We start from the raw sequence: 24,312 nt of genomic DNA, 5'->3' as shown, positions 1-24,312 counted from the left end.
CCGTGCCCAGGACCGCGCGGAGACGCGGCGGCGTGAGCTCTCCGATTCCGTCACCACGCTGGCCGCGCGTGCGACTGAGCATCGCCTCGTCCTGTGTGCGTAGGAAGCAGCATGGACGTGTGTACGCTGTCAACGCGCACCAGGCGTTGATGGGGCCGTGAGGTCCGTGTACGGTGGCGCGCATGGCAGACCATCCCGCTCCGCCAGTCAGCGGACCGCTTGTCACCGGCTCCGAGATCGCTCGGCTCGCAGGGGTCACGCGTGCCGCTGTCTCCAACTGGAGGCGGCGGCACGAGGATTTCCCCGCGCCCGCAGGAGGCGGTGCGAACAGTCCGTTGTTCGACCTGGCCGCAGTGCAGGCGTGGCTGGACAAGCAGCGTAAGGGACAGGATGTCTCGGCGGAGGTGTCGCTGTGGCAGGCACTTCGAGCGGCCTACGGCGATGAGATGATCGGTGGGCTCGCCGACGTCGCCCAGATGTTCGCCGGTGGTGAGGGGAAGGTCCCGAAGACTTTGCCAGCAGACGCCATTCGACTGGCGCGGCAGCTCGGCGACAGCGGATCCCCCGGTGACGTGGTGAGCGCACTCACCGAGCGTTTCACCGATTCAGTACGCCGGGCCGGATCCGACCAGGTCACCTCACCGCGTATCGCGCATGCGGTGCGGCACTTCGCCGGCGAGGTGTCGGCTGATGCGACCCTCTTCGATCCGGCGTGCGGTATTGGAACGCTCCTGTTGGCTGTCGGACCCGAACTCGGGCCGACACGCTGTGGTCAGGAGGTCGACGCCCGCAGCGCTCGATTCGCGCAGCTGCGAGCCGATCTCACGGGGCGCACCGGCGTGGACATCCGTACGGGCGATTCCCTGCGTGACGACCACTGGTCGGACCTCAGGGCTGATCTCGTCGTCTGTGATCCGCCCGTCGCTACTACAGACTGGGGACGCGAGGACCTGCTCCTTGACTCTCGGTGGGAGCTCGGCACACCCTCACGTGCCGAAGGCGAACTCGCCTGGCTGCAACACGCCTACGCACACACCGTGCCGGGCGGGCGCGTTCTCATGGTCATGCCCGCCTCGGTCGCCTACCGCAAGGCGGGCCGCCGTATCCGGGCCGAGCTCGTGCGCCGCGGCCTCCTCACGCACGTCATCGCCCTGCCCCCCGGGACCGCTGCTTCACACGCCCTCCCTGTGCACCTCTGGCATCTGCGCCGCCCGCGATCTCCTGATGACGCGACCGTCAAGGTGCGCATGGTCGACCTCACGGCGAACGATCCGGACAACCCCCTGGAGCCAGAGCCCGACCAGACGGCGGACGTACCTCTGATCGAACTCCTCGACGACGCTGTGGATCTCACTCCCGGCCGTTACGTTGAGGAGTCCCACCGCGACTACGCGACCGAGTACCGGGCGCTTCGGCAGGAGCTGGCTGAGCAGGTGAGCCTGCTGGCCGACCTGCTGCCGACCTTGATGGGAGGCGACGGCGCCAGTGCTCTGGAAGGGCCGTCCGTCAGTGTCGCCGACCTCGCGCGTGCGGGGCTGGTCGAGTACGGCGATCCGGAGCCGGTATCGGTGAGCGATCAACTCGATACCGACTACCTCCGGGGTTTTCTGCGCAGCGCGGCGAACACCCGTCGGTCCACCAGCGCCAGCGGCACCTACCGGCTCGACGGCAAGGGCGCTCGCATCCCGCAGATGGACATCGTTGAGCAGCGTCGCTACGGGGCAGCGTTCCGTGCGCTGCAGGAGTTCGAGGAGCGGGCGCGCAGGGTGGTCGAGCTCAGCAGGCAGGCATCGGCGCTGGCACGGGACGGGCTCGGCAACGGTGCTCTCGCGCCCGGAGACTGATGGGGGGTCTCATAACAAGGAGGAGCTGTACGTCACTTCGCCTGCGGAACGAACGGACTGGCCGATCCGCTCCAAGACACCGCGAGCGCCTCCCGTGCCCGCGTGCATGCCACGAACAGGAGACACCGTTCCCGGAGCAGGTCCGAGTCGTGCTGCAGCGCGTCCACTGAGGCCGGCGTCACCTCGCGGGCGAAGGGAAGTGCGCTCGCCGTCGCTCCGAGGACGGCGACGCAGCGGAACTCCAGGCCCTTCATGGCATGCATGGTGGCCAGCCGTACGCCGTCCGTGTCCGGCCTCGGATTGTCCCTGACCCGGACTACCGGCACCCCGGCCGCGGCCAGCTTGTCGTACGCCTTGTCGAGCAGCACGTTGAAGCGGGCGCAGACGCCGATCTCCGACGGCCGGATGCCCTGCGCAATCCAGCCCTCGACGCGCTCGACGAGCGCTGCGATCTCCGCCTGCTCCGAGCCGTATCCGTTGACATGCGGTGCACGGCCGTGCAGGAGCGACCGGTAGCCCGCCAGGGTGTCGCTGCCCTCGCCACCGAGGTCGTCGACCGACACCGGGGTGAGGATGCCTGTCGACCAGGCGAGGATTTCTTCCGTGCTGCGGTAGTTGATGCGCAGGCGGTGCGTCCGGCCGGTCACCGAGATGCCGAGGGAACCGAGGGAGACCTTCGAGTCGTAGATCCGCTGGTGTGGGTCGCCGGTGATGAACAGGTCGTCGCTGCCGGCTGTTACAGCGCCGCGCAGGACGCGCCACTGGGCCGGGTGCAGGTCCTGCGCCTCGTCGACGACGACATGGTCGTGCGTGGGGGAAGAAGCGGCCAGGAGTTCGGCCGCGCGGGCGCACACCTTGAGATGGGTGGTGGCTTTCTGGTCGCGCAGCATGGACTCGAACAACTCGACGGCGGGCCACAGTCGCTCCCGTTTGACCGGCGACAGCGCGCTGCCGCGACCGCGTCGGGAGGCCGCGCGGTAGTCGTCCAGGGTACGCAGATCCTGGGCGAGGACGACGTGGCGGTACTCCTGGGCCAGGAACTGCTCCGTCCAGGGCAGGCCGAGCTTCTTGACGACCCGCTGCCACACCTGTCGTTCCTCCCGGTCGCCGATCGGGGAGGGCGCCCGGCCGTCGAGGCGGGTGACGATGCCGTGCGCATAGGCGTTGACTGTGGTCACCTCGACGCGCGTGAGCAGTGACTCGTCGTCGTCCAGGAGGACGGCCAGGTTCTCCCGCAGCGACGCGGCAAGGGCGTTGGTGAACGTGGTGAGCAGTACGCGGGTGTCCGGGGAGCGCGTGAGCAGGTGCTTGACCCGGTGCAGTGCCGCGACTGTCTTGCCGGTCCCCGGGCCGCCGGTGACCTGCACCGGGCCGCCGTACGACGTCCGATAGGCGACACGGCGCTGTGAGGGGTGCAGGAACACCCGCCAGGCCGTGAACGGCTTCTCCAGAATGTCGGCGAGTTCCTCCGGGCCGGTGACCAGGGTGATGCGGCTCGTGGTGTTGGCGATGACGACGGCCAGGCTCTCGTCCGGGTCGGGCCCCGCGTCGACGGGCCGCCGCACGGCGACCACGTCCCGGTAGACCTCTTCGGGGCTGAAGCCCTCGGCGAGGTACTGCAGCACCTCGCACTGGTCCTCCGGCAGCAGCGTCTCGAAGGCCCGCAGCTGCGCCTTGTCGACGATGGTCCGCACGGCCCTGAGCACCTGGTCGTCGACGCCGAGTTCGCGCAGGACCGTGTCCGAGTAGTTCGCGAAGAGCAGCGCGTCGGCGGCCGCGGCGGCCTTCTCCAGGGCCGGGGTCAGCTGCTCGATCGCTGCGACGTTACGGACCTCCAGCGCCCGGGTCGCGGAGTTCGTTGTGTAAAGCCGCTTCGCGGCCCAGGTGTAGGCGTCGTCGTGCGGGACGACGTTGACGAGCAGGAAGACCTCACTGCCATCGTCGGGCGCGAGTACGACGCCGCGCCAGAAGTCGTTGATGCGGATGGTCCGCATGCGCGGGTCGCGCGCGTTCTCCACGGATTCCAGGTGCAGCCCTTTGTCCGCACGCAGTTCGGGCACGGTGAGCTGTTGGAACTTCTGCATTGCCTTGCGCACACCGGCTTTGACGGGCCGCTCCAGGACGTCGTAGCTCTCCCAGAAACTGTTGGCGAACGCGAGCTGCGGCACGAGGCGCACTCCCCACCCTGAACGGACACTCCGCAATCGATCATACGCGCGGGGTACTCACCAGCCGGGCGGCCACCTGCTCCACGTCCGACAGTAGGCCGGAGGGTTCTTGATCGAGGTCGAGAGCGTGCTGGTGGATCACGATGCCCGCGTGTCGCACCCTGTGGGCCGCGTGTGGCGCGTTGCCCTTGGCGTACACCAGGTGGCCCTCGTGAAGGCCCAACGCTGTGCAGTACGCGAGCATCTGGTACAGGTCGGCGTCCGGAAAACCCTCCCGCTTCTCGGCCTTGTACTTGGCGTCCACCACGGCGCACGGGGCGCCGTTCGGCCCGTACAGCACGAAATCGGGTTTCATGCGGATCGCATCCGCCTCGTCGAGGTGATGCGGATCCTGCAGCCGCGCCGAGTGGCCGAAGCGACGGCATGCTTCCCGCAGAGCCACGGTCACGAAGTCCTCGAAGAGCTTGTTCATGTCGAACAGGAACCCCTCGACGTGCAGCCTGCCGGGCGCGTGTTCAACGGAGGCGTTCTCCAGGACGGTTCGGGCTAGACGCAGGGCGTGCTGGTAGCGCGAGTTGAGCCGGCTCGGCCGCCAGTCAGGCAGCGGTTGACCGCGCACGATCACTGTGACATCGGCCAGGCGGGCACGTTGGTGGAGCAGCCCGCGACGCACCTCGTGGGGTACGCCGGGCAGTCGCAGGAGGTGCTCGACGGCGGCCCGCAGCAGGCGGTTCTCCGCGATGTCGGTGGTGAACTCGTCGTACTCCACCTCCACCGGAAGCGTCGCACCGAACCGCCGCCGTATCTGCTCGGCTTCCCGGATGCGGCCCCGGACGACCAGGGACGTCTCCTCGGTCACCCGGTACCCCTGGAGGAGCCCCTGCCGCAGAGCCCGGTCGATCTGCCGCTCCACGGCATGGGCGAGCGCGGGCAGCAGATCACGGTGTCCGGTGACATCGACCTCCCCGTCTCGCCAGCCACCCTTCGGGTCGAGGCTGTACCCGAGCAGGAAGAAGAGCCGGGCGATGGAAACCTTGGGAGCGACGCGAACCCTGACCGGCCCGTCGCTGCCCGGTACTGCGACCGCCACGGCACCGACCTTGCTGCCGGCCCGCAGAGCCCAGTGCCCCGCGATGTACGGGTCAGGAGCGGCGTCCACGATGTCCCCCGCCGCCAGCGCTCGTCCGACCGCGTCCGGCAGCGCGACGCCCACGGCCGTTGCATGCTCGACGAGTTCGATGACGTGCGTCACCCGAGCGACTCCCGCAGCGCCGCCAGACCGTACCGCTTCTCGATGTCCACGCCCTCCCCGTAGTGGTACTCCTCCAGCAGCGGAAGAATCTTGGTCCGCCACGTCCGTTCGAGGCCACCCTCCCGGTAGACACCCCGCTTCATCAGATACGAGGGCCCAATGCGGAAGTCGGCGTCGTCGATACGGGAGTTGAGCGCCTCAAGCAGGTCGGCCGGCTCGGTATCGTGGCCCTCGCGGGTGAGCCAGCGGCGCAGCAGTCCGCTGGTCGGTTCGGTGCGCGGGGACAGCTCGACGAACGCGAAGCGGCGGCGCATCGCCGCGTCGACGAGGGCGATCGACCGGTCGGCGGTGTTCATGGTGCCGATCACGAAGAGGTTGGGCGGCAGAGCGAAGTCGTCGCCGGAGTACGTCAGCCGGGCCGACTTGTTGCGGTACTCCAGCAGGAAGTACAGCTCGCCGAAGACCTTTGCCAGGTTCGCCCGGTTGATCTCGTCGATGATCAGGAAGTGCGGGATGTGCCGGTTGCCCTCGCGGGAGGCCAGATCGGCGAGTTCACGCAGCGGGCCGGCGGTCAGCCGGAAAGCGACCTCCCGGGTCTGCGGATCCTCCTGCGGCCGGAAACCCTCGAAGAAGTCCTCGTACGCGTACGACGGATGGAACTGCACGAGCTTGACCTGCTCGGGCCCGCCGCCGAGGAACTCGGCGAGCTTCAGGGCGAGATACGTCTTGCCGGTTCCGGGCGGCCCGTACAGCACCAACTGCCGTTCGTCCCACAGCAGATCACGCACCTCGCCCAGCCAGGCGGTGTCGTGCACGAGGAGTTCCTCGGCCAACTCGTCCGTGGGCTCGGGCAACTCCAGCTCGCGCCGGGCGGTGAGCGCGGGGATCTCCGCGCTCGGATCCCGATCGGCGGCCTCGGCCTCCTCGATGAGGTCCTCGTCGCTTATTCCCAGGCCGTCGATGAGGTCCTTCACCGCGGTCAGATCGACGACGTCATGCTGTGCGGAGAGCTTCTGCTGGAGTGCTTCGGGCAGGCCTTCGTATGCGTGCCCGTCGTCCGCCCAGTCCACCGGTCGGCGCAGATCCGACCGGCCGTCCTCGGAGGCGAGCTGCTCGGCGTCTCCCGTGATCTTGCCTACGTACAGTCGGCCGCCCGAGATGGTGCACATGGTGTCGCCGGGCTTCATCCGGGAGAGGAACATGTGCAGTTCCTCGACCAGCTGCACCTTCTGGTTGTATGTCGCGGTGGAGGCGTAGTCCTCCTCGACGGCCGTGCGCAGCCGGTCCTTGCTGATGCCCTGCTCGACGCCTTGTCGCAGGTGGCGCGCTCGCAGGGTCACCAGCCCCTCGGGCAGCCACAGGCGCCGGACGAGGTCGAGGCCCGAGACGTTGGAACCGCGCACCAGCCAGGCCCGGTTGGGTCCCCACCACACCTGGTCGAGGTAGTCCGAGAGCGGATGGCCGTCGTCGGTCTTCCACTCCAGCCATCCGTTGGCACTGCGCCCGACCAGGATCTCGGCGGCGGCCGACGGCGAGTTGCACTCGACGTCCTCGACGAGCTCCATCCAGCCGGGCCAAGTCTCCGACTCCACGAAGATGTCGTCCTCGATCAGCCGCTGCCTCAGCCGGTAGGACGACGGCATGCGGACGGGGAAGGACGGCACGACCTCCGGGCGCCCCGGCGACCCGGCCAGGACAATGAACTTCTGGCTGCCGTTCGTCCCCTTCTCGGTCAGCAGCCGTCCCCGGGCTTCGGGGCCGCCGCCAGGCAGCTTCAGCCGGAACTCCGGGTACGGCGTGCCGTAGTCGGCCATGGTCACCATTCCCCATTCGTGCACGGTGCGTTCATCCAGAACGATAGGGGGCGCCGCTGACAGGGAGGCGCTCGGAGAGGAGTACGTATGGGGACACGGCACGCATCCTCAGGCGCCTGCCGCCGTGACGGAAGCCGTGTCCGGTCCGCCGCGCAGGGCCGCAAGGAGCGCGGTGACCTCCAGCAACCGGGCGTGGATCTCCGCCGGAGCCGGCGGCAGCTCGTACGTGCGGTAGTGGCATGCCGCGCTGAGCGCCGACCAGGTGGTGCGGCACCGGCGGGCGGTGTCGTGGCCCGTGTACCACTCCAGGCACAGCATGCGGTGCTTGCCGACCAGCGTCATCGACGGAGTGACCCGCTGCCAGTACGTGTCCAGGGCCTGGTCGAGCGCCATGCGGAGCAGGACCGCGGCGGCACGGGCGCGGAGGCCGGGGGGCAGGGTGGTCACGGTGCCGGGGGCGGGCAGAAGGAGTCGGGCGGCGGCGGTCACCAGGGCCTCCGGGGACGTGCTCATCGGGCGCCCCCGGTGCTGTGAGTCCCAGCACTGCTGCGGATCGCCGCCGCGAGCGCCTTGGTCCGGCGGACGAGATTCCTTCGGTCGTCGACGGTCGGCAAGGGCGTGTGGGCCCCCGAGTTGAAGGCCTCGATCAGCGCCCAGCCTCCGGGACAGATCCGTTCGACGGCTGCACGGGTAGGCTGCTGCTCGTCACCGAGCAGGGCCAGCGACACATACGTCTTGGTGCGCTCAAGGGACTCCACGCGTTCCTCGACGGCCCGAAGCCCGAGCCCCTTCTCATCGCGGAGCCTGCGCCGCGCGGTCTCCAGACAGGCCGCTTCCACCGCCACCCTGCACATGGCGGGCAGCACGTGGTCGGCCACGTCCTGCGGCAGGCTGCGGTCCAGTGAGACGGCCCGCGCCTCCGCGAGAGCCTGCTCCACCGGGTCGGTGAGCGTCTCCACGCCCACCACGGAGTCGGTCTGGCGGCTCACGCGCAGGACGGTCGCCTTGATGCCGAGGTGTGCGATGGCCTGCTGGAGCCGGGTGTCATGGGTGAAGACGATCACCTGGCGGTCCTGAGCGTACGCGTCGAGCACCCGGGCCAGACCTTCGACCTTCTCGGGGTCCATGGACTGCACGGGGTCGTCGATGACGAGGAACCCGAACGGACTCTCCGCGTGCGTGGCACGGGGCAGGAAGAGCGAGAGCGCGAGCGAGTGCAGCTCGCCCTGACTCATCACGCTGTAGGCGGGGGCTGACATGTCGTCCACGGAGACGTCGAGCTCGACCTTGCCGCGACCGGGAGTGCCCGCGAGGGTGACGGAACCGAGCGTGACGCTGCTGTGCTCGCACAGCTTCTGCCACACCTCCTGCGACCGCTGGGCGAACGGCCGCAGCCGCTCGTCACGCAGTTCGTCGATGATCGGCCGCAGCCAGGCCCGCGCCCTGCGCGCGTGCTTGCGCCGCTCACGCGCGACCTCGGCCGCCTCCTCGGCACCGAGCCACTCGGCCAGCCGTACGGCGAACGGCCGCCAGGCGACGTCATGTGCGGAGAGCCGCTGAACGGCTTCTTCCCGCACCTGCCGGCAGGCGTCGTCCAAGGCGGCCGCGGCACGCTCGACGCGGTCCGCCAGCTCCCTGGGGTGAGTGACGTCCCGGCACTGAACCCACTCCTGCCACACCCCCACGAGCGGCGAGGCGTCCCCGCGCAGCCACACCGGAACCGGCTGTACGAGGTCGTGCCCGGCCCGCACGGCCACCGCCACCTCCTGCCGGGCGGCCTCGGCGTCGGCCGCCTCCGCCTGGAGTCGCTCCACCTCCGTCCGCGCCCGCTCGGCCCACGCCCGGTCCAGCTGGTTCTCTGCGCCGCAGACCGGGCAGTCCGAGCTCCCCGAGCGCCGCTGGTGCTCGATCGCCGCCTCCAGCAGCCGGGCCAGACGGCGCGCCTCCTCGGCGCCGCCGTACCGGGCCTCCTCGGCAGCGGCGGCGGCCTCCCGCAGTCGGCCGACAGCCCCGCCGACCTCCGCCAGATCCGGCCCGGCGAGGCTCGCGAGCTGTCGCAGCCGGGCCAGCTCGGCCTCGGCGGCCGGGGTGCGGCTCCCCAGCAGCGCACGTACCCGGCCGAGGTCGCGCTTGGCTCCCGACACCGCCTGGGTGGCCTCGCGGGATCTGGGATCGTCGAGCGTGCCCAGCGCGTCGAGGAGCCGCGTGGTGAGGGCGTCCGCGTGCTTGATCACCTGCTCGCACTCGCTCACGGCGTCCCTGACCCGACCGTCGAACTCGGCGAGCAGTTCGAGCCCGAGGAGCTTGAAGAAGGCGTCGTGCAGCCCGCCGAGCGTGCCGTTGATCATCGAACCGAGTTCGCTGTAGGGCAGGAAGGGCCGGGCGAGGTCCAGAGCCTCGGCGTCGACGACCTCCTCCAGCTTCCGCTCCGAGCCGTCCGGTCCCTCGACCTTGGTGCGCGCCTCGTCGACCTTGAGCCCGTGCCAGGTCCGCCGCACGGTCACCGCCTCGCCCCGCTCGCCGACGGCCAGCTCAATGCAGACCTCGGGGGTGACATCGGGACTGTGCAGGTTGCGCCAGCCCTTCTGCCAGTCGGTGGCCCGCCGTCCGTCCCACCGGGAGTTGCGTCCGGTCAGCGCGGTCTCGGCGGCCTCGGCGAAGCTCGACTTCCCGGAGCCGTTGGGACCCGCGACGACGACCAGGCCGGGCCCGGGCGGCAGTTCGAGTGCGGTCCGCGGACCGACACCGCGCCAGCCGGCCGCGGTGATGGACCGGAGCTGCGCGGGCCCGGCGCGACCCCCGCTGCTCCTGGCCGGTTCGTCGGGGACCAGCTCGCGCAGCAGCTCCCGCACCTGAGGCGTGAGGTCGTCCGCGTGGTGCAGGCGGTCGAGGAGGAGGGCGCGCAGGGAGGCAGGGGGCTGATCGGTCATGGTCGGTTCCCGTTGTCGGGCGTGGCCGAAGGGGCCACGCGGGCTGCTGATGCCTTGTTGGCAGTTCGAGCATGACGACAACTTGTTAGCACTGTCAACGCGTTTCTGGGATTCCAAGTATTCGAATTTGTGTACGTGTATGAGATGTCAGGCCGGTTGAGCAAGCCCGCTAAGGTGACCGCATGCCGTCCGCGCACCTGCTGATCATCGGAGACCGCGCCGCACTGAGCTGGGTGGTCACCGAGCAGCGGATGGCGTTTCCGGCAGGCCGGGCCAAGGCGGCGCGCGCGTTGGGGGATGGCGACGAGGTCTTCCTCTACACCACGCGCGGTTGCTTCCGGAATCCGACGCGGGACCTTGGACGGGTCGTCGGCCGGGCGACGATCGCGAGTCCCGTGCGCGTCCTGGACGAGCCGGTGGTCTTCGACGAGCGCTCTTACTCGGAGGGGTGCCGCCTGGAGGTGTCGGGGCTGGCTCCGTTCCGTGAGGGTCTGGTCCTACGTGACCTGGTGCCGCGACTGTCCGTTTTCCCCGACCCGGCGACCTGGAGCGTCCGCATGCGGCGGGCGTCGCTGACCCTCCCGCCGGCTGACGCCGAACTCGTGCGCACGGAGCTGGAACCGCTGCTGCGTCCGTACGGCGAAACGTGCGAGGGGTACCGCTGGGAACCGGCCGCGGCCTGACCCGTCGGCCCGGAGCACGTTCTTTCTGTGCGACGTGACTCGCTCACCGGCTCGCGACCAGGCGTGATCGGCTCATGTCCGTGCGTTGATCCGGCCGTCGAACCGGCGCGGTGCGAGTACCGTCTAGACCGCAGCCAACGCCCACCATCGAACCGGGAGCATGACCGTGACCGCACTGCACACGCAGCCGCAGCCCGGTGAGCCGCTCATCCCCATGCCTGCCCTGACCCCCGACGCCCTGCGTGCCGCTGTCGAAGAACTCACGCCGAGCCGTATGCCGGCGTTCGTCCGTGATCTCGTCGACGCGACCACCAGCGCTCAGCGGGCCCAGTCCCTCGCACCGCTGCGCACCTTCGTCCACACGTGGGGCGTGTTCGTCGCGATCCAGCGCTACCCCTCACGAGCCGCTCGCCTGCGCCACCTGGAAGACGTGGTGAGCGGCGGGGTGGAGGATCCGGCGGATGCCATCACCGAGATAAGGAAGATCCACGCAGAGGCGGAGGCCGAGGCCGGCCTGTGACCGACTGGAAGTGGGACTACAACCCGAGCGAGGAGTACCTGACCGCCGGGCTCCCCGTCGGCGTTGTCGCAGAGGTGGAGCGCATCGCCACCGAACTCGCAGCGTTGGGCCGCGACGCCGAGACGGCAGGGAGCAGACCCGAGGACAAACCCGGCGGGCTGAGAAACTTCCCGATCTTCGGCGGGCGCGGCTTCATCCAGTTCCTCGCCGTACCCCGGCACGAGTGCGTCTACATCTGCAACATCGTCTGGAACGGGTGACGGCGCCGCGGCAGGCATCACTGCTCGTGTCCACCGCTCAGTGCGGCGATGGTCCGCACACCGACGCGGCCCGCTCGGTAAGCCACGCGGCCGCTCGTTGAGGGGGCGCGTGGGTATCGACGCCTATGACGTGAACGGTGCCGAGCCTGCCCCGCGAGCCGTCGACCCGGAGGACGCGATGAGCGTGGCCGCCCGGGTGGGGATGAACGATTACCGCGTTTGGAGCGTCGGCGGGGGCGTAGCCGGCGCTGTAGGTGAGGAGTTGGTGGACGTCGGCGGCGCTGACGCCGTGACGGTCGTAACGCTTGTACTTGGCGTCCACCGGCAGCAGTGCGCGCTGAGGTCGGTCAGACGTCGGGAGGCTCAGAAGCAGGTCGGGGCGGAACGTCGAGGTGTTGCCGAGGTCCCCACGGACGGTGATGCCCGTCTCGCCGCTGCCGGGGATGGCGTGTCCGCCGCACGGGGCGGCGGCCTCGGCGCCGAGGCGCCGTACGACGGCTTCCCAGAGCGCGGGCATGCGCAGCAGGAGGCCGTCCGCCGTGCTGCCCAGGTCGGTGAGCAGGTCGGTGACGCCTCCGCCGCGCAGCAGCAGGCGTGCCCAGGTGTGGGCGGGACGGTAGCGGGCGTTCAGGCGCGTGTACCTGATGCGATCCAGGGCGCGCAGTGCCGCCTCCGGGGTGGCGGCCTGTGGGAACGCGCCGGCGATACCGTGCAGGTCGCGGGCCAGGTCGGAGCCGGCGGTGAGAGTGAGCGCGACCCTCAGGGCGGTCCCCAGGACGCGGTTGTCCCAGATGTCGGTCGCGCGGTCGAAGGTGCGTATGTGTAGCTGGTCCAGTTGCCCGTACCGACGCGTGGCCTGGGCCGCGAAGTCCAGCCGCCCCCGCAACACAGGTTCCACGCTCTGGTGACGTACGTAGTCGCGGCGCAGTCTTTCGCGCACCAGCTGCTCACACTGCTCCAGGAGGGCCGCGGCCACGAGGTCGGCGTAGCCTTCCTTGCCGGTGGCCCAGCGCCGTGACGTCGTCCGAACAGGCGTGGGCGCGTTCAGTGCGTAGGCGAGCCAGCTCATGAGCCGATCGCCCGGAATGGCGAACTTGGGCTCGATGACGAGACGGACGCGGTCCAGGATCACGACTCCGACGCTCGAGTCCGCCCGGAGCCGCCATCCGGAGCGGTCGGGGCGCAGGGTGAGGCGACCCCCTGCCTGGAGGGCGTGCAGGCGATCGACGTCCCGGGACGTGAGCTGTTCGATGTCCAGCGGAACGGACTCGTACTCGCCGAGGCGGACCTCGGTGCGCTCAGACATCGGGGCTCGGCTGACCGCCGCTGAACTCGGCGGCCAGGGCGGTGGCGAGGTCCTGAGGAGACATCAGCGCCGTGCGGCCGGTGTCCGCGTCGACCAGGCTGCCGAGGATGCGGTGGAGCAAATCAGCACGGCCGAGGCAGTAGTCCTCCAGCAGCGGGATCACCTCGTGGTGGAAGGCCGCGGCGAGGTCGTCCTCCGTGGCGATCGGCGCGCCGTCACGCAGCAGGTAGGCGTGTCCTATCTGGTGGTCGGCGTCGAGGTGCCGGGTGATGCGGGTGTTGAGGGACTCGAAGAACTCAGCCAGGTCCAGCGGGCCGACCGTGCCGGAGACGGCATCCGGATCGGGGCCGACGGATACGAAGGCGAAGCGGCGGCGTACGGCTGCGTCGAGGTGGCTGATGCTCCGGTCGGCGGTGTTCATCGTGCCGATGATCCGGATGTTCGGCGGCACGGAGAAGCTCCGCCCGCTGAGGGACAGGGTGACGGGCAGACCACGCTTGTCGAGTTCGAGAAGTGTGATCAACTCGCCGAAGATCCGGGGCAGGTCACCGCGGTTGATCTCGTCGATGATCAGGAGGTACGTCTGCTCGGGATGTGTCGAGGCCCGGTCGCACAGGGCGTGGAACACCCCGTCGGTGAGGTCGAGTGTGAGCCCGGGGCCCGTGGCGCTCAGATCCGGTTTGAAGCCCTCGATGAAGTCTTCGTAGCCGTAGGAGGGATGGAAGGTCACCAGATGAACCCGCTCGCCGCCCAGCATCTCGGCCTGGGCCGCGGAACGTCGGGCCGGGTCGGTGTTGATCGCGTCCGCGCGGCCGGCCATGAAGAGGGCGGCACTGAGCGCGAGCCGGGTCTTGCCGGTGCCGGGAGGCCCATGGAGGATCACCTGCCCCTTCCGTTCCAGCGCGTCCAGTACGGCCCGCACGTCCTCGGGCGCCAGGTCGGTGGACGACGGGGCCGCCTGTGCGGGGGAGTCGGCCGCCCGATGGGCGGTGAGCCTGGCGAAGAGCGTCGGGTCGACCTTGGCGAACGTGGACCGCCAGCCGTGCTGGGGCCCTGACAGCTTCTGTGCGTGGGAGACGTCCCAGTCGACCGGGACCACATGCCGGAACTCCGGCCGTTCGGGATCGAACCGGTAGCCCCCGGTGACGGTACCCGTGGCGAGGACCTCGTCCATCCCACGGTTGGCCACCACCCGGTCTCCGGCCTCCAGGTCCCGGAAGGCGAGGAGTCTGCGCGCGGTGGTGAGGCTACGACCGCTGCCACGAGGCCAGTTGGCGTCGAGGGCTTCCTTCAGCTCGGTGTCGGTCTGATACTCACCCAGATCGCGAAGCTCGTCCCACCCTACGCAGATGAACCCGCCGTCGCGGCACTCCTCCCACAGGCGGCCACGCTCGCCGGGGGCGATCTTCCAGATCGTGCGCGTCTGCGGACGCGGGTCGAAGTCATGGTAGAGGAAGGTCACCACCTCGTTCCCGGACCAGCCCGCGAACTCCGGCCGGGACCGCACGAGTTCGAGGAGTTGCCGGTTGCTGCGCCAGGTCGGGGAGTCGGCGCCCGACGTGCCACCCAGCAGGGCGAGGAACTTCCGCAGGTGCCCCGCGGAGTAGACCGGGAGGAAGTGCTCGGGGTAGTAGGTGGCGAGAGTCTTGGTCACCAGCGCGGGCCCGAACCGAAGGATCTCGAGTTCGTCCACGGCTGCGAAGTCACCCACACCCACGGCGGTCAATGCCCGAAGAAATTCGGCCCGAAGACGTTCCCAGGCGTCCTGGGGCTCCATCCCGCGCAGGGGCGCGGCCAGACGCCACTCACCGGAGTTGTGGCGGTACATGATGTGCTTCGCGGCACTGCCGCCCTTGATGCTGCCCAAGGACTGGGTGCCGAACTCCATGAGCCGGCAGTACGTCATCCCCGGCCCGGACTGCTCCAGGCCCAACGCGTAGCGCTCCAGGGGCAGCCGGGGCCACTCCTCCAGGGGGAACTGGGCCAGCACCTGCTTGCGCTCCTGCTCCGCGCCGGCTTCGTCCTTGGCGGCGGTGCTCCGGTCGAACCGGGCCGCTGCTTCCCATATGTCCACGCCGTCGGTCATGGGGGTCATGATGCCGGAACGGTGGTGGGTGCAGGGGGTGTAGGGCGTTGGGTCTGCGTGGTGTGTGCGTCGGCCGGGTCAGTCGCTTTCGAGGTCGAGTTGGGCCCAGACGGTCTTGAGGGGCGGGGCGCCGAGGTGTACATCTCAGTGGTCACAGAGGCTGTTGGCCAGGAGGAGGCCACGGCCCTGGACGCGACCGTGCAGGGGGCCCTGTCGGCGGGTTCGGTGACGATCTGTTCAGCGCGTTCGGTGACGGTAGCGGAGCGCTTCGGTGGGGATCAGACGGGCGGGCGCATTGGCGGGTCGAGGACAGCCGTTGCGGGAAGTCTGCTGAACGGCTGGACCTGAGGCGTGGTTGCGCTCATGGGGCCTACGGTGACGGGCGCGTGGACGCGTTCCATGTATGAGGTCCGCACGGTGGGAGCTGGCCGTGTGTCAGTTGGGGAAGTCGAGGCTCTCCTGACCGGGTCCGGGGGTGCGCCGGGACCTCCGCGGTGGCTTCGGTTCCTTGGACGCGTAGGCAGGCACGGGCAGTATGCCCTCGTCGCGGAGGTCGTCCGTGGTGATGAGCGGGCCGCTGCTTACGGCGTCCAAGAGCCGGGCCTGTCGAGGTTCGAGGGCTACGAGGAGCCCGAGCGCGTTGATGAGGTCCAGGAGGTCGATGGTCCACCGGGACGGCCAGGTCGGGGGCAGGATGTCGTTCAATGGGGTCTGCCGTTCCACGTCCGGCTTACGCTTGCGGAAGCTGAACCACTTGCGGATCACCTGCACCCCGCCGATCTGGTAGTCCCACACTTCCGGCGCCACGGGGCGAATGGAACCGCTACCCACCGTCAGGGTTCGCGTCGTCGCGTCGTAGGAGATGCTGTCCGGCAGCCCGTCGTCCTCTCCGATCGCGATGACGCATTCGGGCTGCTCCGCCAGGGGCAGTCTCGGGGTTGGTCCGTGTGAGCTGTCGCGGTCAGTGGCGAAGCGCTGGCCGTACGTGTGAATCCACACCGTACGCCTGCCCACCTCCACCACCTCCGCCCACAAGGCCGAGTCACGTGTCAGGGGGATACGAGCGCCGCGCTCGGCCAGGTTCGGCGAGAAGCGACGGGTGTAGCCGCTGTGGCTGGCTATCCCCGCGATGTACGCGAGGAGGTCTTCGGCTGTGACCGTCAAGCCGTGCGTCTTGGTGAGCAACCGCAGCAGTCCGGGTGTGACGTTCGGTTCCGCCAGGTGCGGATGGCGGTAGAGGGGCGCCACGCGGCCGCCTTCGGTGCCTTTGAAGTGATGAACGTCGGGGAGAAGGGCGGTGAAGCTCACCGCCGGGCCGGGGCGACCTGATTCCGTGTGGAGTTCGGACAGGTAGATCTGGCGCTGGTCGTCGTGAGCGAACCACAACGCTGGCCGCGGCCGGTCGATCACTCTCCGGTCCGCGATGATGTACTGTCGGTCGAAGGTCATCCTCCCGTATCGGGCGATGACCGGAACCGTGTCCTTCTCCCTGGCGAGACACACTGTCTCCTGCTGGCCGGGTAGGGGTGGTTCAGGCTTGTCCGGCCGACGGTCTCCGGTGCTCTTCATCAGTGCCGCCTTGGCCTCTGCCGGAGCCTGGATGAGCCTGCGCCAGCGCCGTTCCAGTACGTCCCGGCTGGGGGAGACGGGCCAGCTGCGGTTGTTCGTGTTGCCGGTGCTCGTCCAGGGCAGCAAGGCGTCCACTGACGGCATGGCTGACCATTCGGCGTCGGGCGTGACATGAAAAGGCGCGGTCCACTCTGCGGGGCAGAGCTGCCAGGAGGTCCCGTTCCGGTGGCCCTCGACTCCGAGCGCTTCCAGCCAGGCGAACTTCTCCTCGCGCGTACCCGCGGGGACGTCGAGTCGCCACACCCGCGCCGGGTTCCCCGGGGCCGGGGAACCCCGGCGGACGAAGACGGCGATACAGATCTCGCGCTTCACGTCCTGGAAGACGCGGGTGCGTGTGTCGGAGTAGGGGCCTTCGGGTGAGAGGCCGATGACCCAGCCTTCGTCGGCGGCCTCGCGCAGGTAGTGACGCATGCCGGCCGCGCCCTCACTGTCCAGGTATCCGGAGTTGGTGATGAGAGCGACGACTCCGCTGGGCGCCTTCGGTGTGCCTGTAGCCGTCAGCTGGTCGAAGACCTTCCAGGTGGACCACGCCCAGAAGTAGACGTAGAGGTTGTCGAGTGCGTATCCGACGCGTCCGTTGTCCTCAGGGTGGAAGCGGGCGAGGATCGGGCCCTGATCGTTCGGGTTGCCCTCGGTGATCCAGCGTCCGACGCCCGACTGTCTCGCACCCCGCAGATAGGGCGGATTGCCGATGACGACCATGACCTTCTCGTCCGCCTTGATCTTGTTCGCCATACGGCGGTGGCGGGCGATCGCCTCGTACATCAGGCCCAGGTGGTGCTCGACGGCGGGATCGTCGAGTGTGTCGGCTACGAGAAGTCTTGGTGGGTGACGCGTCACATCAGTGTCATGGGCCTGGAAGGCATGGTGCACACGGAGTTCGGCCACTGCGTAGGGCCCGGTCTGTTTCTCCAACCCGACGAGCCGCTTCGAGAGTTCCCGCAGGAGCCCGGACTTGAGGTGCCTGCCGTACTTCAGCGCGAAGTTCTTGGCCACATGATCGATGATGTTGATGAGGAAGGTCCCGGTACCCATGGCGGGGTCGACCACGGTGACGTCCTCACTTCCGTACCCGTCCTCCTGGCCGAGCCGGCCACGCAGCACCTCGTCGGTGAACCCGACCATGAAGCGGACGACCTCGCCGGGTGTGTAGTACGTCCCTGTGCGCCGTCGCAGTTCCGGGTCGTAGGCGCTCAGAAAGCCCTCGTACAGGTGGAGGTAGGCGTCTCCGGTCTCGTCCTTGAACATCTCAGGGTCGACGGCCGATATGACGTCGATCAGCGTGTCGATGATCCCTCGCAGATCGACGAGGGCCTCGTCCGTCAGTACCGCCAGCGCCTTGCCCATTAGGGAGTGCCGTTTCCCTAATCGGATGGCAACCTCGGGGAGGGAGAGCTGGTACAGATCGATCCGATCGAGGCGAGCCAGAAGGATGGCGAAGGTCAGCGTCTGGCTGTAATGGTCCGCGAACTCCTCCGGACGGGCGTCGGGAAAGAGTAGATCCTTCCAGTTCCCAGCCAGGATCGAGAAGGCCGCGTCAGCCTCCCCGTGTTCCTCGCGGGTGAGACGTTCGGTGACGTCGTCGCGCAGCAGGGCGCAGATTCCCGCGATGCGCCTGACCAGTTCGTCGATGCTGCCGTGAGTGAGGGGCGCCGGCGTGAAGAAGTGCGTGAGGGCGCGCTCGAACCCGTCGTCCGCGACGACGAGTTGCCGACTGCCGGATTTCAGATCTCCAACGAGGCGCCCGATAGGACCGACCTGCACGCCGAAACGGTAGACCGCCCACTCGTGTCCGTCGGTGTACAGCACGTTGGGGAGGGCCTTGATCTTCTCCCACTGCTGCCGGTCGTGGCTCTTCACAGACCACTTCTCCGGATCGACCCCCTTGCCCGGCTGCTTCAGCTCGACGTGCCCTATGGTCCTGCCGCCGCAGCTGATGGCGAAGTCGGGCCGAATCCTGAGTCTCTTGATTCGAGTCTGACCGTGGGCGACGAGTTTGAGGCGTTGCCGCAAGGCCATGCCGCGTAGCAGTTGTTCCACCGGTGAGGTGAGGCTCTCCTCCTTGCCGCTGGCCGCCCCGGCGGGGCCTTGCAGCTTGGCCCTGACCTCCTGCCCGAACCGGGCCACGAGGTCTGCGACCGATCCGGTGGTGCCCTTTCCCGCCCAGACGTCCCCTCGTGACATCGGCCCCCCAAGGCTGCACCCACGCAGGTGATCAGACCCATACAGAATGCCCATGACATCGCAAGCAGCAAACACCGATATATGTGGGCTGATTGACGGCATGTATCGAAACCTCTGCATGCGGCGGAGTTGCAGGAGGCCATGGCAACCGACCTTGACAAACGGCAGACCCAGACGCGGGAGTCTTGCTGTTCGCCGAGTACGTGGTCTCTTCGGTTTCCGCTTCTGAGCTGGTCCGGCCGGCAAAAGCCCTTCCCCGCGTGTCATCCTGTGGCGGTCTTCGAAGGGGAGGGTGAGATGACCGAGAAGCCGCTGACGCACAAGCAGGCGCTCGCCGCGGTGATTCAGGTGCTGGGCGGCACCTGGAACACGGAACGTGCCGTACTGGCTCTACGAGTCGCCGGGTACCGGCCGGCGAACGACGAAGCCGCTGGCAAGGAAGCCCGCCGCAACCTGCGCGAGCTCGCCGACGACGGTCTGATCGTGAGGCCGGAGCCGGACCAGGCCGTTTACCGACTGGCGTAAACGTCACCCGGCGATCCGACGCCGACCGTCAAGGGGCGACGGGCTCCTGGAAGCCGTTCGTCTTGATGTGGGCGATGGCTGACGGATGGGTGGTCAGCCACTCGCCGCACACTCGCCAGTGATGGACGCTGCCGTCGCGGAACTCGGTGCGCACTTCCGCGACGAGCTTCTTGTCGCACTCGCCGCTCGTGGCCATGGAACAGATGACCTTGTCATGCTGCTCGAACGCCGGAATGTACGGGTGGATCGACAGGATCGGAGAGCGCATCTCCCGCGCTGATGCATGAGACATGGCGCGGAGAGTAACAACGCGGCTTCGCCGACCGCTTACGCGCCGTGCGATGTCCGGTCGGCGGTCACGACTCGTCCTCCTCTCCCAGCTCGTTGACGAGCGGTACGAGGAGAGGGTGGACGGAGAAGCCGGACGCGCGGCCGCCGGGGTCCGCGTCGTATTCGGCCTTCAGGACCTGGACGGCTGATTCCGGGATCTTGCCCAGGTTGCGCAACAGGCCGGTGATGCGGGTGACCGGTTTGGTGAAGCCTCTGAGGGAGCGGTCCGAGGGGTAGTGACAGATGTCGTAGACGCTCTTGGCGTCCGCGACACCATCCATTGCGGCGGCGTACTTGATGACGTCGACCCTGTCCGCGTAGGTCTCGTACGTCAACCGGTCGAAGAGTTCCTGGAGTGCGTCGGACGTCCAGCCGCCGTAGGTTCCGTCGTCGTTCCCGATCCGTTCGACGCGTTCGATGTCCTCGACGGATCCCTCGCGGAGACCGAACTCCAGGATCGGCGCGGCGACTTCCAGGAATCTCTTGGGCGTCAGCATGAAGAGTCGCCCGCCGCCCCTGGCCCTGAGTTCCTCGGTCAGTTCCGGACGGGGGCCACGGTTGAAACCCTGCTCCTTGCGCCACCAGTCCTCCTTGACGTCCGCGGTCACGAACAGCACGTCGCAGTGGCGGCGGCTGGCCTCCCGGAGGATCTGCTCCCACACGAGATAGTCGGCGGCGGCTCCCACACCTTCCTTCGTCTTGTCCATGTAGCCCGGAGGCAGCCGCTTCTCGACCCGGCGCATGCCTTCCGCGATCGCCTTGTCGTAGTCCTGCTGACCCAGTGGAGCGCCGACCCGGCCGTCCAGCGCGGGCTCCAGCTCCGCGATGACCGGATCGGTGCTCGTGTCGTGGGTGATGTTCTGCCACTCACCCTCGCCGACCTTGACGATCGCCTCTTGCACGTCGTCGAACACGTTGTTCAGCTGACTCCGCAGACGGTCGGTCTCCTCCTCCGGCAGGGCTACACGATTGGCCCAGGTGCGCAGGGTGCGCTCCGCCTGGGCCGCGTGACCGGCCATGTCCTCGGCGGCCTGCGCACCGGACGACCGGGCGTCGCTGAGGGTGCTCTCACGGTTCCGCCAGAACTCCACGAGGACCTGGTGGGGCACCCACAACCGGTCCTCGACGGCGCCGAGCGCGCGCAGCAGGTCGCCGCGCGCCTGCTCGGTGTACCGGTAGAGGTTCAGCAGGACGTTGGCGTCGGGGGCGACCAGACCGTGGGTCAGTACGGAGGTGAAGTCGTCGGTGGTCGGGGTCCGAAAGGCGCCGAAGTCGTCGAAGAGGCCTCGGTTGTCCGTCCCGGCCGTCGTGTCCTCTGCCACTGCGCCCCCCGTCGTCGCCGTATGCCGCGTGCGAGGGGCGTTCCGTACGTCACGTCCCCTCGCGTTCACCTGTGGGGACGGTAGCGCGACGAAGACGGCCGTCGGAAGTGAACGGGGGAACTATGAGCGCGACGGAACTGGCCTGGTTCAAGTCCAGCTACAGCGGCAGCCAGGGTGACACCTGCGTCGAGATCGCCCTTACCGAACAGGCCGTCTGCGTACGGGACTCCAAGGATGTGACTCGCCCGTACTTCGCTGTGGGGCGAGACCACTGGACGGAGTTCGTGGCATTCGTGACCGAGGACTGATCGCTACCGCACCCGTCAGGTAAGGGTGTTGCGCAGGTGGGGGCCGAGATACCCCACGTACACCAGGCCTGTCTGCGGTCCGTCGTCGTAGAAGTGCAGGCGCGGAGCGACGGTGTTGCCCGAGCCGATGCGCAGGTGCGCCTGCATGAAGACCTCGCCGGCGGGGTCCACCGACGTGGGCACGGGGATCATGCGCTCCCGGCGGAGCTTGTCCTTGCGGGCCACGGTGTCCGATTCCCGCATCGCGACCTTGGCCGCCGGGAACGGGTAGGCGTGCGGCTCCTCACTCTTGCACCAGCTGAGAAAGTCGCCGCCTGCGGTGCCGTCCGCCGATGCCTTGGCGAAGTGGTTCAGGGCGAGGAGAGCGTCCCAGGCGACGCGGAGCCAGTTGTCCACGGACTGGCTGTCGAGGTCGCGGGTGATCTTCTGTTTGCCGGTGAAGGAGAGGTGCGGGAGTTCACCGAGGCGGTCGAGCAGGTCGGAGAAGGTCTCCGGGTAGATGATGTCGGGAGCCGGGGGCTCGGCGTTGGCAGCCGAGAACTCTCCGGCGTTCCTGAGCTGCTCCTGCAGGAAGCGGACGCGGCGCTGGACAGCCTGGAACTGCTCGTACAACTCCTCGTTCTCGCCCAGGAGTTCGTTTGCGGCAAGGTCCGCCTTCTCCAGGTCCGCGTTGAGTCCGCTGATCTCCTGGGTCCGGGTCGCCTCGATCTGTTCGGCCTCGTCAAGGAGGGCGTTCAGAGTCTTGTTCTCGACGGTCAGTTTGTCGATGTCGGAGCCGTGGGCTTGCTGGCGCGGTCTGGTTCGCTGGATGGGCAACGATGCCAGGGCGCCGGGCAACTGCTGGCGCAGCGCGAGACGTTGAGGGAGGACGGCGAGGGTCTTTGCGGCACGGTGTACGTCCGCCTCAAGGGTTCGCCGTGACATCACCGGGTGGCGTTGGGCGTCCGGCTTCCAGGCGGGGTCTATGCCGGGGAGGTAGGTCCGGATGCCACCCCCGAACACCGGGTGGAATTCGAGAGCTCTGTTGAAAGCGGGCTGAGCCTCGGGCGAGAGGACGTAGAGGATGGCGAGGCCGGGGAGGTACTTGCAGGCGGTCTCCACCGTGGTCTCGGCGTAGGTGTCGGCGTCAGAGCCGTACGGGACAGTTGCGACGACGACGGGGAGGCGGCGCTGCTCATCGCAGAGTTCTTCGATGACCTCTTGGACGTCCTCCTGCTCGATGAAGCTGGGCTTCGACTTCACCTCGGCGAGGCCGTCTCTGGCGTCCAAGGAATCGAGAAGCAGGCGTGCTATGCCGGGCGTGTTGGCGCGCGTCGGTGTACTGGCGTGGGACGTCGGCATGTGCTCGATGTCGACCTGGAGCCATGTACGGTCCTCGGGGTCCCGATGATCCCGGCGGATGGTGAGCGTGGACTGCCAGGTCCCGACTTGCGGGGACGGGGTCTCACGCATGCGCCAGCGGGTGTAGGCGCCACGAAGGCCTGACGCCGAGTCATGGTCGAGCGTGACGTTCACGGCTATGTCGTTGCGGCCCTCGTCCAGCGCGGAGGTGTCGTAGCGCTTCTGTTCCAGCCAGGCGTACAACTGGCGTTCGGTGAGGGCGGAGGTGGTGACGTAGTCCTGCGGGGTCGATACGACCATGCGGTAGCCGCGAGGTTCCATCGGCTGTCCCTTCGACTCGACGTGGCTGGTCGACGCTGATCGGCCACCCGGTTGTCTCTTGGAGGGGGTGTGGATCGGTTTTCGGGGTGGCGGAGGTGTGGGGTGAGGGTGGAGGTGTACTTCTCGCCCTGGGCTTGGCCAGGTCGCCAGGGTGAGGCCGAGGGAAGCCATGCCTTCGTGCTCGGGAACGTTCCATTCTTTCGTGTGGTAGGCGCCGTACTCGGCCTTGTTCTCACGGGGTGTGAGGGGCGGGTCGGGTTCCATGGGGTTCGCGGTGGGGACTGAGCCGTGTTCGTCCCGGCGGTTCGCGTGATGGCGTGCACCGCCGGGACACGAAGGGTCAGTGGATGTCGGGTCCACCTGCCTCGACGATCTCCGCGAGCACGCTGATCTCCTCGTCGGCGTCGTCCGGTACGCCGGGGTCGTCGCCGAGGAACGGTCCCGGTTCCTCATCGTCAGCGAGATGCGGGTACTTCTCCAGGAGGAAGCGTCGCCGGTAGGCCATCTCGGCGGCGTCGATGATCCCCTCCAGGGTGGTCCAGTTAAGGGTGCCTCCGATGGCGATCCCGAATGCGGGTACGGCCTTGCCGAGTCCCTTCTTGGTGAGACGGAAGCCGAAGGACTTCGCGAACTGCTGGGAGACCTTGGTGATGACCGAGTCGCTGAGGACGTCCCATGCCTTGCCGCGGAAGAGCGCCTGGGTGAGCCGTGAGATGTCGGCCATCGCGGCGTTCTTGGCGGTGGCCGAACTCGCCGTTCCGACGTTCACGACAGACATCACGAAGAGCTTCTCGGCAGGCTCTTCGTGGTCGTAGCCGTAGAACAGCGAGACCTGGCCGACGGCGCGGGACGCGAGTCCGAGCACGGCAGCGGTATCGGCGGCGAACGCCCCCGCGATCGCGCCTCCCGACGGCGCCGCCGCGGCGCCGGCGGAGGCGGCGAGGACGAGTTCTCCTCCGGAGATCACAAGCCCCGCACCCGCTCCTGAGAGTGCCGCGGCGGCCGGGTAGTACCAGCTCGCCTTTCGTCCACGGACAGCGTCGACCAGCTCGAGGTCGAGGCGGCGCAGGTCGGGGAGCGACTCGACCTCGTGCCCGCGCTTCTTGTGAAGCGCCACCACGCGCTTGGAGGAGAGTCCCGCTCGCGAGACCCGCCCCAGGGTCTGCCGTATGGACTGAACGGCCGTGCCGCTCCAGTCAGGCAGGGCGTCGGCGGCTCCGCGAGCCCCGGTGCCGACCTTTTGAGCGCCCTTGGCGACCGCTGCCTGTCCACGTGAGACCGCTGATTGCGCCCGTGGGTGATTCTCCAGTTGCTTCGCAACACGCTTGCCGAGTTTTCCGACTCCGTTGGCCACGTGCTCGCCGGCGTTGGTCATCGCTCGTGACAGGGGGCGGCCCCTGAACTGCTGGATGGCACGCCAGGCGTCGAGCTCGTAGTCCGAGGGAAGTAGGTCGGGCTGCTTCGGGTACTGCCGGTCGCTCATGGTCCG

18 protein-coding genes are annotated in these 24,312 nt (G+C 68.4%); 6 read left to right on the top strand and 12 right to left on the bottom strand.

Going from position 1 to position 24,312, the window contains the following annotated elements; genetic code table 11:
- Window positions 1–182: 182 nt before the first annotated feature.
- Entirely contained in the window at window positions 183–1,844 is a 1,662-nt protein-coding gene (locus tag ACFZDA_RS05030) for an N-6 DNA methylase (RefSeq protein WP_391075063.1), read from the top strand.
- 32 nt (window positions 1,845–1,876) lie between these two features.
- On the opposite strand, the gene ACFZDA_RS05025 is transcribed toward ACFZDA_RS05030, so the two are convergent.
- The 5 genes from ACFZDA_RS05025 to ACFZDA_RS05005 form a co-directional block, all read right to left on the bottom strand.
- Window positions 1,877–4,012, bottom strand: a complete 2,136-nt coding sequence (locus ACFZDA_RS05025) for a UvrD-helicase domain-containing protein (RefSeq protein WP_391075061.1) — start codon at window positions 4,010–4,012, stop codon at window positions 1,877–1,879.
- Window positions 4,013–4,052: 40 nt separating this feature from the next.
- On the bottom strand, window positions 4,053–5,264 hold the full coding sequence (locus tag ACFZDA_RS05020; RefSeq protein ID WP_391075058.1) for an McrC family protein: 1,212 nt from the start codon (window positions 5,262–5,264) through the stop codon (window positions 4,053–4,055).
- Window positions 5,261–7,087, bottom strand: coding sequence for a DUF4357 domain-containing protein (locus ACFZDA_RS05015; RefSeq protein ID WP_391076744.1), 1,827 nt, complete (start codon window positions 7,085–7,087; stop codon window positions 5,261–5,263). The genes ACFZDA_RS05020 and ACFZDA_RS05015 overlap by 4 nt, the downstream gene beginning before the upstream one ends.
- A 99-nt stretch (window positions 7,088–7,186) precedes the next feature.
- Window positions 7,187–7,591: a hypothetical protein gene (locus tag ACFZDA_RS05010; RefSeq protein WP_391075055.1), complete on the bottom strand. Its 405-nt coding sequence runs from the start codon at window positions 7,589–7,591 to the stop codon at window positions 7,187–7,189.
- Entirely contained in the window at window positions 7,588–10,008 is a 2,421-nt protein-coding gene (locus ACFZDA_RS05005; RefSeq protein WP_391075052.1) for an AAA family ATPase, read from the bottom strand. Before ACFZDA_RS05005 ends, ACFZDA_RS05010 begins: the two co-directional genes overlap by 4 nt.
- Window positions 10,009–10,190: 182 nt before the next feature.
- Between ACFZDA_RS05005 and ACFZDA_RS05000 the strand changes: the two genes are divergently transcribed.
- From ACFZDA_RS05000 to ACFZDA_RS04990, 3 genes are all read left to right on the top strand, one after another.
- Window positions 10,191–10,691: a hypothetical protein gene (locus ACFZDA_RS05000; protein WP_391075049.1), complete on the top strand. Its 501-nt coding sequence runs from the start codon at window positions 10,191–10,193 to the stop codon at window positions 10,689–10,691.
- Between the two features lie 166 nt (window positions 10,692–10,857).
- Window positions 10,858–11,211: a DUF6247 family protein gene (locus ACFZDA_RS04995; protein ID WP_391075046.1), complete on the top strand. Its 354-nt coding sequence runs from the start codon at window positions 10,858–10,860 to the stop codon at window positions 11,209–11,211.
- On the top strand, window positions 11,208–11,471 hold the full coding sequence (locus ACFZDA_RS04990) for a hypothetical protein (RefSeq protein WP_232646744.1): 264 nt from the start codon (window positions 11,208–11,210) through the stop codon (window positions 11,469–11,471). Before ACFZDA_RS04995 ends, ACFZDA_RS04990 begins: the two co-directional genes overlap by 4 nt.
- A gap of 37 nt (window positions 11,472–11,508) precedes the next feature.
- Here ACFZDA_RS04990 and ACFZDA_RS04985 read toward each other — a convergent pair whose 3' ends face one another.
- The 3 genes from ACFZDA_RS04985 to ACFZDA_RS04975 all read right to left on the bottom strand — a co-directional run bounded on the left by ACFZDA_RS04985 (window position 11,509) and on the right by ACFZDA_RS04975 (window position 18,922).
- Window positions 11,509–12,777, bottom strand: a complete 1,269-nt coding sequence (locus ACFZDA_RS04985) for an McrC family protein (RefSeq protein ID WP_391075044.1) — start codon at window positions 12,775–12,777, stop codon at window positions 11,509–11,511.
- On the bottom strand, window positions 12,770–14,863 hold the full coding sequence (locus tag ACFZDA_RS04980) for an AAA family ATPase (protein WP_391075042.1): 2,094 nt from the start codon (window positions 14,861–14,863) through the stop codon (window positions 12,770–12,772). Before ACFZDA_RS04980 ends, ACFZDA_RS04985 begins: the two co-directional genes overlap by 8 nt.
- 435 nt (window positions 14,864–15,298) lie before the next feature.
- The gene (locus tag ACFZDA_RS04975; RefSeq protein WP_391075040.1) at window positions 15,299–18,922 is read right to left on the bottom strand and encodes a type ISP restriction/modification enzyme; all 3,624 of its coding nucleotides are present in this window, start codon (window positions 18,920–18,922) and stop codon (window positions 15,299–15,301) included.
- 51 nt (window positions 18,923–18,973) lie between these two features.
- On the opposite strand from ACFZDA_RS04975, the gene ACFZDA_RS04970 reads away from it, so the two are divergent.
- The gene (locus ACFZDA_RS04970) at window positions 18,974–19,201 is read left to right on the top strand and encodes a hypothetical protein (protein ID WP_391075038.1); all 228 of its coding nucleotides are present in this window, start codon (window positions 18,974–18,976) and stop codon (window positions 19,199–19,201) included.
- 28 nt (window positions 19,202–19,229) lie between these two features.
- Here the strand turns inward: ACFZDA_RS04970 and ACFZDA_RS04965 are convergent, their stop codons facing one another.
- Window positions 19,230–19,493: a hypothetical protein gene (locus tag ACFZDA_RS04965; protein ID WP_391075035.1), complete on the bottom strand. Its 264-nt coding sequence runs from the start codon at window positions 19,491–19,493 to the stop codon at window positions 19,230–19,232.
- A gap of 64 nt (window positions 19,494–19,557) precedes the next feature.
- Complete coding sequence (locus ACFZDA_RS04960; protein ID WP_391075032.1) at window positions 19,558–20,853, bottom strand: PIN-like domain-containing protein; 1,296 nt, start codon at window positions 20,851–20,853, stop codon at window positions 19,558–19,560.
- A 122-nt stretch (window positions 20,854–20,975) separates the two neighbouring features.
- Between ACFZDA_RS04960 and ACFZDA_RS04955 the strand changes: the two genes are divergently transcribed.
- The gene (locus ACFZDA_RS04955; RefSeq protein ID WP_391075030.1) at window positions 20,976–21,161 is read left to right on the top strand and encodes a DUF397 domain-containing protein; all 186 of its coding nucleotides are present in this window, start codon (window positions 20,976–20,978) and stop codon (window positions 21,159–21,161) included.
- A gap of 15 nt (window positions 21,162–21,176) precedes the next feature.
- On the opposite strand, the gene ACFZDA_RS04950 is transcribed toward ACFZDA_RS04955, so the two are convergent.
- Together ACFZDA_RS04950 and ACFZDA_RS04945 are read right to left on the bottom strand one after the other, a co-directional pair.
- Complete coding sequence (locus ACFZDA_RS04950) at window positions 21,177–22,823, bottom strand: hypothetical protein (protein WP_391075027.1); 1,647 nt, start codon at window positions 22,821–22,823, stop codon at window positions 21,177–21,179.
- A gap of 340 nt (window positions 22,824–23,163) precedes the next feature.
- Window positions 23,164–24,306 (bottom strand): EcsC family protein, encoded by a 1,143-nt coding sequence (locus ACFZDA_RS04945; RefSeq protein WP_391075024.1) that lies wholly within the window; start codon window positions 24,304–24,306, stop codon window positions 23,164–23,166.
- Window positions 24,307–24,312: the final 6 nt, after the last annotated feature.

Source organism: Streptomyces sp. NPDC007991 (genome assembly GCF_042958445.1).
In the GTDB taxonomy this organism is placed as follows: Bacteria; Actinomycetota; Actinomycetes; order Streptomycetales; family Streptomycetaceae; genus Streptomyces.
Note: the sequence above shows the minus strand (reverse complement) of the source record. Positions and strands in the feature narration are given on the sequence as shown.